A 12769-nucleotide genomic window follows, 5' to 3' on the forward strand; every position below is an offset into this window, starting at 1 on the left:
TTACACTAGTATGCGTTCATCCGTTTTTTATTTTCTTTATTTGTGTGCGAGTTTGTTCTCTTCCTATTTCTTTTTTTTTTTCCAATCAGAAGCCGGCAAACGAGTTTTCTGAATGGGATTGGATTTCGGTCGTGTCTTTTTCCGTTCTCTGATACACCACCGCTTCGGTGATCACTTTCACGCCGCTGTTTTCAGCCTGCTGTGCGGCAATCCCGCCGTGATACTGGGCGTCGATTGGGCAAAGCGGCATGCAGTTGTTATTGCCGCAGCAGGCCGGACGGCCATCGTAACTGTGGCTGTTGCGACCCGTGCTGTCATCGAGCACGGTGAAGTCGGGTGCCAGGCGTGCGGTCACGCGTTGCTGCAACCAGGACGCCGGCACGCGCTCCATCGGATAAGGTTTGCTGCGCGGCGAACCATTGTCCGGCGATCCGCCTACCCCCGCGATCACTTCGGCCTGATAGTAGTAATCTTCCAGGTCCTCATAACCTATCGGCCAATCTTTACCCACGCCATACTGGCTGTGCTGACGGAAGTCGTTGGGAACAAAGCGCCACAACTGCGCCGCCCAGTGCCAGCTGGTGCCACCAAACATGCGAATGTACTGCGCAGCAAACGGATGCGGCCCGGCCTGATGCAGGTAATCATTCGGTTCTGGTGTATAGCGCGGATGCGGTGCCTTAGGCGAGAACGGATACGGCGACATAAAGTCAGATTTGAACGCCGATGCTCGGAAACGCTCAACCAGCTGATCGCGTGCTACTTTCGGGCCGGACTCCAGTAACAGTACTGATTTACCTGCTTTTGCCAGACGGGTCGCCAGCAGCGAGCCGTTAACGCCCGCGCCGATAACAACCACATCGGCGGAATTGTTGTTTTTCATAACGACATTACTCTTCTGAATCAGGGCTGTTGCGCCCAGCTACCACATTTGCCGTAGGAGAAACTCGGCGGCACTAATTTGTCATCCACCAGCAGATTGGCGAGCGTGTTCACGTAGGTGACATACAGCGCGTGATTGCCCTTGCCGACCACACCGTTGTACCAACCACCGAGTATCGCTTTGGCTAACTTTTCGCTGTCCGCATCCGAGACAAACGCCAGGTGATCTTGCTGCAGCAGTTCTGGCTGGTTTTGCAGTAACGCCTTCAACTGTGCCAGCGCAGGAAGAAAACCTTTCTGCGTCTGACTCAGGGCCAAAAGCAGCGCACGCCCAACGGTGGCGTTCAGGGATTCTTGTTGCGTCAGCAGTTGTGAAATCTGCATAAAATCATCCAGCCCAGCCACATTGGTCGGTGACTGGGCGGCGTTAAGGCGCGGCAACGGCAAAAGCTGGCCTGCGGCGCTGGCAATCGTCACCAGCCCGACCATCTTCAACACGCGGCGGCGTGAGTAGTGCTTCATAGTGTCTTCCAGTAAAAACGTCGCCTGCCATCACAGGCGACAGAATAAAATCAAATCTATTTTTTATGTCTGCGGCGTATCAGCCACCACACCAGCAGTGCAATCACCACCAAGGCACCGACGCCCACCCCGACCTGCGCCAGCATCACCAGTGGTGATGACGGTCCACCACGACGGATCTCCGCCACCTGATCAGGTGAGACGGTTGCGTCAACATTGCCGTAGTGATGCAAGATCCAGTTCGACAGCGTGGCAACTTGCTGATCATCAAGCTGATTCAGTGCGTTCGGCTGCGAACCAAACGGCGGCATAAACACATCACCTTCGGCGGTATGACGCTGCACACCGTAAAGAATGGTAGCAATCAGGTTCGACGGATTACGCTCTGCTGTAGCACTATTATGGAATAGGCTCGGATAAAACGCGTCTTTGGTTCCCTGGCCGCTGCTGCCGTGACAAGACGCGCAATTGCCGGAGAACAGGCGAGCACCTTCATCGCTGGTGGGCGCGTTGAATGCATCACCACGGAACGCCACCAGATTTTGAGCCGCTTTACCCTGTTCGAAGCGCGAAGCGCCGCTCGCAGGTGCATCTTTATCCGTCACGCTGCCCATGTATTCGGCAATGGCGGCCAAATCGACATCCGATAAGTGCTGGAAGCTGTGGGTAATCGCCTCCGCCATGCTACCAGCAGCCTGGGCTTTCCCCGCGAGACGACCGGTTTTCAGGTAAGTGATAAGATCCTGCTGTGACCACTGGCCAATCCCACTCACCGCGTTGGCGGTGATATTCGGCGCGAACCACGGGCCGACCTGCGCACCAGTAAAGGCATCACCCTCTTTCTCCTGCATCAGGAAACCGCGTGGGGTGTGGCAAGTGCTACAGTGCGCTGCGCCATCCACCAGATAGCGTCCGCGATTCCAGCTGTCAGAGTGTGACGCATCCGCTGTGTAGCCCGGTGCTTTCAGGAACAGCGCGTTCCAGAACATCATCGAAAAACGCAGATTCAACGGGAACGGCAGATGGGTCTCTTCCGTCGTGTTATCCACCGGCTGCACGCCTGACATGAAGTAGGCGTACAGCGCATGCACATCTTCATCCGTTAAGGTGGCGTACGCGGTGTAAGGCATCGCCGGATAAAGATTGGCGCCATCGGCACGCACACCTTTACGCAGCGCATCAGCAAATTGCTGCTCACTGTAGTTGCCAATCCCTGCGACCTTCGACGGCGTGATGTTGGTGGCGATGATTTCACCCACCGGTGACTCAATCGCTTTGCCACCGGCGAAGGGTTTACCGTGTTCAGCGGTATGACAGGCAGTACAATCTGAGGCTACCGCTAAATATTCACCTTTTTTGACCAAGGCATCATCAGCGGCATGAGCGGCACCGCTCGCCAGTGCCAGAACCAGCGCGATCTGTTTTATTTTCAACATGATTACGCCTCCAGAGCCTGTTTAACGATGGCATCAGCGGCTTTAAAGGCGAGCGCCACCATCGTCAAGGTGCTGTTACCGCAGGCGGTACTTGCCATCGCCCCGCCGCCCGGCAGGAACAGATTGCGGTGATCGTGAGCGCGACACTCATTATCCACTACCGAATTAGCCGGGTCGTTACCCATGATGGTGCCACCCATGATGTGCTTGCTCTGGTTGAATTGTTTCGAGAACTTCTTATCGATCGCGCCCATCGCTTCGGCAATCTTGTCAGCGATCGGTTTGGAGTAGTTCAGGTACGAACGGCGAACATAGTCGCCCACATTGTAGTGAATGGCCGGTTTCGGCAGACCAAGCCAATCCTTTTTATCGCTCAGCGTCAGGCGGTTATTGGCATCAGGCAGGATCTCATGCGCCAGCACGATATCGGCGGTGCAGGCGGTCATGCGGCGGATCTCTTCATCCAGTGCTTTACCCACCAGCCCTTTCTCCAGTGCGCCAAAAGTGACGAAGCGGTTGCGCGCAAAGTTGTTGAAGCGGAAGTAAGCGCCAGCGTGCTCAGAACGGAAATCGCCTTGCGAGGTTTCCATAATGCCGCTATTCACCACCGGTCCTACGCCCGCCCAATAAGGTTCATCCAGCGTTAAGGTCATGGTGATTTGTGGATGGTCCATCATGTTGCGGCCGACTTGATCGGAGCTATTCGCAATGCCGTTCGGGTTGCGCGAATCAGCAGACATCAGCAGCAATTTTGGTGTTTCCAGCCCGTTACACGCAATGATGAACAGCTTGCCGCTGACACGATGGGTTTGCTTGTGCTGATCGTAGTAGTGCACCGCTTCGATTTTGTTGCCGGCATTGGTTTCAATACGCCACACCACCGCGTTATCAAGGATAGTGGCACCTTTGGCTTCGAGGCGGGAAAGTGCCGTCGCACCATCATACTTCGCGCCCACCGGACAAACCGGCACGCAGTTGTTATTGGCGCAGCATGCCGGGCGATCGTCATAGGACATACCGCTGTTACGGGCCTGCGCGGTAGGGATGTTGTGCAACCCCAGCTTCTCGCGCACCACTTCGGTAAAGCGTGCTTCACCCGGTCCAAACGGCAGCGCGGGCATCGGATAAGGTTTCGAACGCAGTGGAGGCCATTGCAGTGCCGGATCGTCCGGTCCACAAATGCCGAGTTTATATTCAGCACGGGCGTAATAAGGTTCCAGCGTCTCATAATCAAACGCCCAGTCACGGCCAACGCCGTAACGAGAATGCAATTGCATATCTGCTGGCGTTAAGCGCCAACATGTGCCCGCCCAGTGCCAGGTCGATCCACCCGCATAGCGCACATAGCTTTGCGCATAAGAGTCTTCGCCGCTTAATTGCAGATACCCTTTGCCCGCCCCTGCCGGTTCCGGATGCGGAGCCCAATCGCGTGACGGATAGCACTCAATAGGATTACCTTTGGCCGCCAGGGGTAGATTGCGATAATTTTCAACGATTTCGGCACGCGAAACGCGCGGACCGGCTTCCAGCATCAATACCGGAATGCCGGCATCAAGCAGTTGTTCAGCGATCACCACACCGACCACGCCGGTGCCAACGATCACCACGGGTGACTGAGAAGGAGCTGCCATATTATATCTTCTTTTATTGGTCAGAATTGCGGTACGGGAAGAACCGGTGTGTTGGTGCGCTGCCAGTTATTTGGCCCACTGATGCCGTAAGACGGAATCGTGATGGTGTCCATCGTGGTGTGCCAGGTCAGCGCCTGTTCATAAGCGAACGCTTTTGCCGAACGTTTCGGTTCGAGGCAGCCGGTGTACCAGCCAAAGATGATTTTGTGCGCCAGTTGCTGCAAAGCACCTTCCGGAATCGCCGGGAAGAAATCTTCAACGATCTGCGCCTTATTGGCTTTGGCAATCGCCAGCAGATGATTGAGATTTGTCATGAGTTCCGGCTGTTCGAGTTCCAACAGCGCCAACATGCGCTGCCCGACCGCATCATCCAGTTTGTGATTGACCAGAAGACGAGATATCTGCATGAAAGGAATGAAATTTTTCGACGAGTCTGCAAACGCCAAACGCGGAAGCGCCGAGGTGATCAGGCCGCCTGCCACGATCACAGCGCCGGACAGTAATACTCTCCGACGTGACAACTGGACCTCGCCAAACGGCAGGTCTTGCAACTTACTCATGGTGTATCCCTGTTAGTGACACGGCTCAAAACCATCGCAAGGCGAAGGTGAAAAAATCTAATTATTTGAATAACGTAACAGCACCACGATTTAACAATCACATAACGCAATGTTAATCAGATGCCTTATAACGACACGGACTTTTAATATAATAAATGGTTCTTAAACAAAAGCCATACGTAATGATGTTTTAAAATCAAAATTGAGCGAGTTTGGGCATTAAAAGCTAACGCATAATCACTTCGAGTGATGTATGTCCCAATAGGGATAAGGGCTGCGAGATGTGAGGATTATCATGACCATAAAAAAAGCCGCCATCCCAAAGAGATAGCGGCTTGCAAAACAGCAGAAACTTACTTGCTCAACGTTGCATTCAGCGCATCAATGGAAGTCTGCAAGCCCGCTTCCACGCTCATGGTAAGGTCTTCCATCTCCAGCGAGACGTCGCCGTTGTAACCGGTCATGCGCAATACAGAGAAGAACTCTTTCCACCACTTCAGATCCTGACCGCAACCGACAGCAACGTAGTTCCAGGTCCGGGTTTTCGTGTTCGTCACCGGTTGATACTCCATCAAGCCGTCAACGTCGGCCAAACCACGCTCAATACGCGCGTCCTTGCCGTGGACGTGGAACACTGCCCCTTCCAGCTTACGTGCAGCAGCAATCGGGTCCGCACCCATCGCAATCAGGTGCGAAGGATCGAGGTTCATGCCGATCATGTCATCCACCTCGTGACGCAGGCGCAGCAATGTCGAGGGGTTGTACACCAATTGGCATGGGAACTCTTCAATCGCGATTTGTTCGACGCCATGCTGTTTAGCGTGCTGGACAAATTTCTTCCACCACGGAATGGCCACCTCATTCCACTGATAATCGATTACACCCGGCATATAATCTGGCCATGAGATGGTAGAGGTAATCCAGTTCGGCACGCGATCTTCTGGCCCCCCACCTGGCAGGCCACTCATCATCACGATCTTTTTCACGCCCAACTTGCCTGCCAACTCTACCGCGCGATAGCTACTTTTCGTGTGTGTCTCACCCAATTCACCCGGTGCCAACGGGTTCCCTGAGCAGTTTAACGCCACGATGCGCATTTCTCGTTCAGCCAGCTCTTGCTTGAACTTCTCCAGTTTTTCTGGCGAGGCCAGAAGTTCCTCTGTTTTCACGTGCGGACAGGGTGACCATCCACCTGCCGTCATTTCTACGCCCTCAATACCGTAGCTTTTAACTTTATCCAGCATCGCCGCGAAAGGTAAATCCGCCAGAACGTCAGTACATAATGCAAGCTTCATTGTTTAATCCTTCATCTGGTGCGTAAATCACGCTTTCTCAAATTGTTCGATAAATTCTTGTTTGGTTTTTGCATTGGCTAATAACGTGGTTTTCACTTCATCGCCGAGCAAATTGGCAATATCAGCTAACAGTGGAATATGTTCATTTTCAGTTGCCGCAACAGCAACGACGACAAACACCACCTTTCCAGCGCCCCAACTCACACCATTTGGAAATTGAAAAACCTGATACCCGGTTTTAATCACCTGGTCGAGGTTCTCTTTCGCACAATGAGGGAAAGCAATACCCGCCCCAATATAGGTAGAAACGCTTTTTTCACGCGCTAACATGCCATTGATAAAGCCAGGTTTTACATAACCGGACTGCTCTAACGCCTTTGCCGCTATCTCAATGGCTTGGTTTTTATTCGCTGCCCGACATTGCAAATGCAGCGCATCTTCCGTCAGTTTCAACATCGTCATTCCTCACTTTTCGCGAGAAGTTAAGTTATTGGCGATAAAGCGCGGGCTGCTCTGGAATCACCACGTCATGTTTCTCGCCATCTTTCAGCGAAGCCAGACCGGCATCACAGACCAGCGCGACGACGTAGCCATCCCAGGAGGAAGGGCCGCTCATTTCGCGACCATCACGCACGCTGTCAACAAAATGCTGAACTTCGCGATCGTAAGCCGTTGCAAAACGTTCCATGCAAGATTGCGCAATGTGTTTTGCATTGCCGTTCAGTGAGCGGGTACTGATGAACTGTTGCTCCGTCAAGGCGGCGATGGCATTTTCACCAATCACTTCACAGCGGATGTCGTAGCCGTAGTGGCAGTTCACAAACAGTTCATCGTCAATACGAACACCGGATTCGGTTTCGAAGATCACAATCAGCGGATCCTGCAAGTGCGGCAATGCGCGGCGGGTTTTCTTACGCGGCTTGTCTACACGCACAGACGTGATGTTTTCGTTCAACAAATAGCGAATGATGTCGATTTCGTGAGTGGCGGAGTCGTTAACCGCCATCTCAAGCGTGTAGCTCTCTGGTACTGACGGGTTGCGGTGAGCACAGTGAATCAACATGATGTCGCCCAACGCGCCACCCTCAATCGACTGCTTCAGCGCCTGATAACCCGGGTCAAAACGACGCATAAAGCCCAATTGTAAAAGGCGCTTACCCGCTTTTACTTCTGCATCAATAATTTCTTTCGATTCATCAGCCGTTGGTGTCAGCGGTTTTTCGCAGAATACGGGCTTGCCCGCATTAAAGGCCGCCAAAATTTGCGCTTTGTGTACCGGACCAATAGAGCAGATAAAGACTGCATCGACCAATTCGGAATTGATCATCTCTTCTGCATCATAAAACGCGGTGGCACCAAATTCGTTCGCCACGGCATCGGCTGTTGTGTGGTTAATATCGCAAACAGCAGTGACTTGCGCGCCGGAAATAACATGGTGGAAACGTTTCAGATGGTCCCGGCCGATCATGCCCAGACCAATTAAGCCGATTTTGACTGTCATTTATTCATCCTCAGGTTAAAAACGAAATTTCTTTTCAATCTGTTCTAGAGTCAGGCCACGCGTTTCTGGTAAATATTTCACCAGCAGAATAAGCATGATGACGTTGGTCGCGCCGAAGAAACCGAAAGTCATGCCGCCACCGTAATGGCTAAGCAAATAAGGGAAGATGGATTGGATCATAAAGTCGAAGATCCACAGGCCAAATACCGCAAAGCCCATGCCGACACCACGCATTCTTAATGGATAGATTTCCGCTAACATCAGCCAGAATACCGGCGCAATCCAACCCTGCATAAACACCAGGAATACCAACATCAAGCCAAGAATGACATAAGGTGCGTTGGCGAAATTGGCATGCAGCGTATCCACTCCGTTGACGGTTTCAGTGTGGAAGAAGAATTTAAACGCAAGGCCAATCAACACCAGGCTAACGGTTACCCCAGCCTGACCGGTGAAAAACATTTTTCGGCGTGAATGCTTGCCAATCAACGCCATGCCCAGCAGCGTCGACAATACGGAGATAATGCCGTTTGCCACCGCGCCGGTAACCGCTGCCGCATCACCGAGCCCAGTTGCTTTCAGGACGGTTGGCGCGTAGTACATGATGGTGTTGACTCCAGTCACTCGAGTGGCCAGCACAATCATTAAACCAATCAAAACCAGTTGAATCACCCAGCGATTTTTTAGCTCAGCGAACAGATTAAACTTCACCTGATCAGCCTTAACGATCTGCTGAATCTCTTTCACTTCGCGGTCTACTTCCTCCGGAAGGCGCAATGTTTTCAGCACCTTCACGGCCTTATCCGTTTCGCCACGGCGAATAAAGAAGCGTGGCGATTCAGGCATCATTAACATCCCGAACCACAAAAGCGCACCCGGCAGTGCGGGAATCGCCAGCATAATGCGCCAGTTGTGCTGCATCTCTGGATACAGGTTTACAATCGCAGCGTTAACGGAATACGCCAGGAATTGCCCGGTCACGATCATTAATTCGTTGACCGTCACCAATCGTTCACGCTGATCTACCCGCGCTAATTCGGAAATATAAATAGGTACTGTAACGGAGGCACAGCCCACCGCTAAGCCCAGAATAAAGCGGGCCACAATCATTGAGGGCACATCCCAGGCGAATGCAGTGCCTAAAGCGCCAAACATAAAGATAGCTGCAACCCATAGCAGGTTTTTACGCCTCCCCTGTTTATCCGATAAATATCCGCCAAATAACGATCCAAGTGCCGCACCGAATAACAGGAATGAGGTAATAAAACCTTCCTGCGCAGGTGTCAGATTCAGGTCATACTTCATGAAGATCAGCGCACCGGAAATAACACCGGTATCATAACCAAAGCATAAACCACCAATTGTTGAAACAATGGTGATTAACCGCATGCGCTGAGGATTTTGCAGGTTCGTTTTATTATACATAGCTGTTCCATCTGGTTGTAAGGTAAAACCGTTGCAAGCCGTATTTTTGGTCAGTCGTCGCTGAGGAATTTTACGCAGCCTGAATCAGAACATTTAATTAATGCACAACATCATTATTGTTATTTTTCTGGCAACGCTGAACACGCTGTCAGTCCCCTTCTCGTTACAACAACGTTATATCAAAGTGAATTCCAAACACCAGTTGCTCTCGCCCACACGATTTAACAGCGTGCGAAAGATCATATATTCCTCATAAAAATCACAAAAACCAGTGATTAAAGTCACATTGCAAATATTGTGCGTTGACATAGCAAGAATGAAGACAGATTAAAAAAAGCCATTTTTTCACATTTTTGTTAAAATATTTCTTAGCGACTATGGCACGCATTTAATGGCGCTTATCGCCTGTGGTTTCGTCAATTTTGTATTTCTACCTGTTCGTACACAGCAATTTTGATGATATTTTCACTTTAGCCCTCAACTTATCCTTATTGAGTGCAAGTTCATGCCGCTCAACATAACATCATGCTTTCCTGGTATTTAATGTGTGGGTATGTTTTGATTAAAATAAAAGTGTGACGACGATCAAATTTATATTTTAGCCAATGTTTAAAAAACAAAAATCAACACCTGGCACTCTCCTAAAATCATCAACGCCTTACCTGTCAATGGATTAAATATCAGTAAAAAGCAAAAATGATGATTACGAGGCTGAAAACTAATGCAAGAATAGCGCTATACCAACAGGAGCTACCATGATTACCTTTTGCATAAATGAACATCCCTCCGCCCGTGGCTTCGACAACAGTTTGCGTCCGCGCCTGGCGTTTATGTGCAAAGCAGAAGGTAAAGAAGAGGCCATTCCTCGCGTCATGCACAAGCATGATGACCGCTTTGAAGTGATGTTCATACGCTCAGGCAGTGGCATATACAACATCGATGGCCGAGGCTATAACGTCAAGCAAGGCGATATCATGTTGTTTAACGCGAATGTACTTCATGACGAAAGCCCTGATGCGTCAGACGATTTATTGATCTTCAGTTGCGGCGTTGAACAACTTAAGGTTGATGGCTTGCCTCTCAATGTTCTCACCACGCGCGCCCAACCTGCCGTGATGCCCAGCGGTGAGTTTTATGATGAAATTTGCCAGTTGTTTGATCAGATGTGGGCACACGTTAACAGCAAACGGCTCTTTAGTGCCGAAATCGGCGATAACTTACTGAGCGTGCTGTTATTACTGTGCCGCAATATCTGGATTGAAAACAAACAAGAGCAGGAGAGCAATAACACCCTACTGGGACAACGCATCAAAGATTACATTGATAATCACTATAAAGAAGATATCGCACTGAGTTCGATCACCGCTGCATTGAATATGAATCAATTTTATCTGGCGCACGTATTTAAAGATTATTCAGGTTATTCACCCAAACAATATCAGACACGTCGCCGAATTGGCGAGGCGCAAAATTTGCTATTGAGCACCAATCTGGGGGTCACTGAGGTGGCTAACGCCGTGGGTTACGATAACGTCAATAACTTCCATCGCATCTTTCATAATCTTGTCGGCATTCCACCTGCACGCTATAAAAAATTCTGGCTGACAGGACAACTCAATCGTTAATTTTTCGTTCTTCCAAAAGCAAAATGCCCTCTTTCGAGGGCATCTTTTCATAGCGCAATCTTATTTCAGTGTAATACGCGCAATACCATCGGTGCCTTTAGTTGAAGAGTCTTTATTGAACTCGGCCTTCAAGGTCACATACAGGGTATTGTTATCCGGTCCAATCAGCAGGCTGTTGGGATTCTGTTCGAATGACCAACTGTTCTTCACTGCGTAAGTGGTGGCATCCAACTGCAGTACTTTCTTCGATTCGCGCTGGCTGATGAAGATCTCATTGCGCTTCGCATCGAATTTAATACCCAGAGAATCACCCTCGATACGCTTGATCACTTTACCGGTGCGCTCGTCAAAGACCAATGTGGCTTTGCCTTTAGAATCGTCAGTCACAAACAGGCGGCCAGTGGATGGATCTTCTGCCATGTTCAGGAACAGATACTCTTTACCGTCACCGGCTGTCCAGCGCTTCTCGATTTTGTGGGTGCGCGGATTAATCACCAGGATTTCGCCAGAGCCGTTGGCCGCATAAATACGTTCAGTAACCGGAGAGTAAATAATGCCCGTTACCCATTTGCCCGCATTTTTAATCTCGGTTTTCAGTTTGAAGGTCTTAGTATCGACCACGGAGATATAACCTGGATCGGCCACTCGACCGACATACAACTCATTGCCATGCCAAAGCACTTCACGCGCACCCGCTGGGTAGCCTTCTTTGCTGATTTTGCCCGGGAACACTAAACGCTGCAGCACTTTACCGCTTTGCGCGTCCACTTTGGAAATAGCGCCATCCAGTGAGTTGGTGGTGTAGAACACGCTGCCCTGCTCATCGATCGCCGTACCAAAGTTTTTCAGATCGGTGTGAGTCTCACCCTTGGTCTCAAGCGTCGCAGGATCAAGACGATAGATCATACCGCCGTTAACATCTTTGAATGCCTGTGCGCTGGCGACAAACAGTGCTTTCGATGCTGGAGAGTAGGCCATTTCGTACAGACCATCGCCCAGGTCGCGTTTCAACACTGCGGTATCAACCGGTTTTACAGTCTCAGCGGCTGGTGCCTCGGCTTTTTTGGCTGGTGCCTGGCAAGCCGTCAGGCTAAATGCTGCGGCGATCGCCATAGCAACAGTGGCTTTACGCGGGCTAAACAACGATTTCATGCTGAACTCCATCAATGGATGAACGGCTCCGACCACATCGTAGCGGGCGGAAAATATAAGAAGAATGAGAATCATACGCATTAACGTAAAGTAATCAAATATTCGCGTGGATTTATGTGCTCATTCCATCCACTTAATGAAATGAGCGTTCAGCCAAATCGGGCGCTGTGTAGGGCTAAAACGAGCAAAATCTTGCCTGATAAATGTGAAAACGTCCGCAACTAGCGGGTTATAAATCCATCTAGTGAACTGAATTTCCTCGAATTTACACATTATTACACTTCAAATTGAATCCTTGCGAGATTCTATAAAGCAAATGATTATCATTGGCGTTCGTAATTAGATAGTAGATTCAATTGTTCTGCCCTTTTGGGTAGCACGACGCAACCACCAGCATAACAACCGAAGCGTAATGGCTTCTTATAACCATCATTTACCACGGAAACGATTATGTCTTCGATCGGCAGGGAATCAGGTATCCGCAAAACGTTCAGCGTTTCATTGTTGGCTATGGCAGTACACGCCCTTCTCGACCCCACATTGGCGCAGGCTGCTGATACCACTCAGCAGGATCTGGTGGTCAATGCGACCACCAGTGACAGTAGTGATGATAATGACAAGCAGGACTATGCGGTGAAAACCACGCGAGCAGGCACCAAGCTGCTACTCACGCCGCGTGACGTGCCGCAATCTGTCAGTGTGGTGACGCAACAGCGTATGCAGGACCAGCAGTTGCAAAC

At 50.5% G+C, this 12769-nt stretch carries 10 protein-coding genes and 2 pseudogenes; 2 read left to right on the forward strand and 10 right to left on the reverse strand.

Annotated features, from left to right (window positions below):
* Positions 1-148: 148 nt before the first annotated feature.
* The 9 genes and pseudogenes from H7A81_RS20435 to H7A81_RS20475 all read right to left on the reverse strand — a co-directional run.
* A pseudogene (locus tag H7A81_RS20435) lies at positions 149-883 on the reverse strand (FAD-dependent oxidoreductase); the annotation flags it as partial.
* A 20-nt stretch (positions 884-903) separates the two neighbouring features.
* The gene (locus tag H7A81_RS20440) at positions 904-1404 is read right to left on the reverse strand and encodes a sorbitol dehydrogenase family protein (protein ID WP_182058548.1); all 501 of its coding nucleotides are present in this window, start codon (positions 1402-1404) and stop codon (positions 904-906) included.
* Positions 1405-1460: 56 nt separating this feature from the next.
* A complete protein-coding gene (locus tag H7A81_RS20445; protein WP_182058549.1) occupies positions 1461-2840 on the reverse strand; it encodes a cytochrome c in 1380 nt (459 codons plus the stop codon).
* Positions 2841-2842: 2 nt separating this feature from the next.
* Positions 2843-4471: a GMC family oxidoreductase gene (locus tag H7A81_RS20450; protein WP_182058550.1), complete on the reverse strand. Its 1629-nt coding sequence runs from the start codon at positions 4469-4471 to the stop codon at positions 2843-2845.
* A 20-nt stretch (positions 4472-4491) separates the two neighbouring features.
* Positions 4492-5031, reverse strand: a complete 540-nt coding sequence (locus H7A81_RS20455; protein WP_182058551.1) for a sorbitol dehydrogenase family protein — start codon at positions 5029-5031, stop codon at positions 4492-4494.
* Positions 5032-5384: 353 nt separating this feature from the next.
* A complete protein-coding gene (locus H7A81_RS20460) occupies positions 5385-6326 on the reverse strand; it encodes a sugar phosphate isomerase/epimerase (protein ID WP_097119039.1) in 942 nt (313 codons plus the stop codon).
* 27 nt (positions 6327-6353) lie between these two features.
* A complete protein-coding gene (locus tag H7A81_RS20465) occupies positions 6354-6782 on the reverse strand; it encodes a PTS sugar transporter subunit IIA (protein WP_034829911.1) in 429 nt (142 codons plus the stop codon).
* Positions 6783-6813: 31 nt separating this feature from the next.
* A complete protein-coding gene (locus H7A81_RS20470; RefSeq protein WP_182058552.1) occupies positions 6814-7827 on the reverse strand; it encodes a Gfo/Idh/MocA family protein in 1014 nt (337 codons plus the stop codon).
* Positions 7828-7842: 15 nt separating this feature from the next.
* Complete coding sequence (locus H7A81_RS20475) at positions 7843-9252, reverse strand: sugar porter family MFS transporter (RefSeq protein ID WP_182058553.1); 1410 nt, start codon at positions 9250-9252, stop codon at positions 7843-7845.
* Between the two features lie 755 nt (positions 9253-10007).
* On the opposite strand from H7A81_RS20475, the gene H7A81_RS20480 reads away from it, so the two are divergent.
* The gene (locus tag H7A81_RS20480) at positions 10008-10877 is read left to right on the forward strand and encodes an AraC family transcriptional regulator (protein ID WP_160867471.1); all 870 of its coding nucleotides are present in this window, start codon (positions 10008-10010) and stop codon (positions 10875-10877) included.
* 60 nt (positions 10878-10937) lie between these two features.
* On the opposite strand, the gene H7A81_RS20485 is transcribed toward H7A81_RS20480, so the two are convergent.
* A complete protein-coding gene (locus H7A81_RS20485; protein ID WP_034829915.1) occupies positions 10938-12029 on the reverse strand; it encodes a YncE family protein in 1092 nt (363 codons plus the stop codon).
* Positions 12030-12479: 450 nt separating this feature from the next.
* On the opposite strand from H7A81_RS20485, the pseudogene H7A81_RS20490 reads away from it, so the two are divergent.
* Positions 12480-12769: pseudogene (locus H7A81_RS20490) on the forward strand (ferric-rhodotorulic acid/ferric-coprogen receptor FhuE); the annotation flags it as partial.

This window comes from Pantoea sp. ME81, from assembly GCF_903970985.1.
GTDB lineage: Bacteria > Pseudomonadota > Gammaproteobacteria > Enterobacterales > Enterobacteriaceae > Pantoea > Pantoea communis.

Coding starts and splice junctions, on each gene's coding strand:
- H7A81_RS20440 (WP_182058548.1), bottom strand. CDS start 1,404: ATGAAGCACTACTCACGCCGCCGCGTGTTGAAGATGGTCGGGCTGGTG.
- H7A81_RS20465 (WP_034829911.1), bottom strand. CDS start 6,782: ATGTTGAAACTGACGGAAGATGCGCTGCATTTGCAATGTCGGGCAGCG.
- H7A81_RS20470 (WP_182058552.1), bottom strand. CDS start 7,827: ATGACAGTCAAAATCGGCTTAATTGGTCTGGGCATGATCGGCCGGGAC.
- H7A81_RS20450 (WP_182058550.1), bottom strand. CDS start 4,471: ATGGCAGCTCCTTCTCAGTCACCCGTGGTGATCGTTGGCACCGGCGTG.
- H7A81_RS20480 (WP_160867471.1), top strand. CDS start 10,008: ATGATTACCTTTTGCATAAATGAACATCCCTCCGCCCGTGGCTTCGAC.
- H7A81_RS20455 (WP_182058551.1), bottom strand. CDS start 5,031: ATGAGTAAGTTGCAAGACCTGCCGTTTGGCGAGGTCCAGTTGTCACGT.
- H7A81_RS20460 (WP_097119039.1), bottom strand. CDS start 6,326: ATGAAGCTTGCATTATGTACTGACGTTCTGGCGGATTTACCTTTCGCG.
- H7A81_RS20485 (WP_034829915.1), bottom strand. CDS start 12,029: ATGAAATCGTTGTTTAGCCCGCGTAAAGCCACTGTTGCTATGGCGATC.
- H7A81_RS20475 (WP_182058553.1), bottom strand. CDS start 9,252: ATGTATAATAAAACGAACCTGCAAAATCCTCAGCGCATGCGGTTAATC.
- H7A81_RS20445 (WP_182058549.1), bottom strand. CDS start 2,840: ATGTTGAAAATAAAACAGATCGCGCTGGTTCTGGCACTGGCGAGCGGT.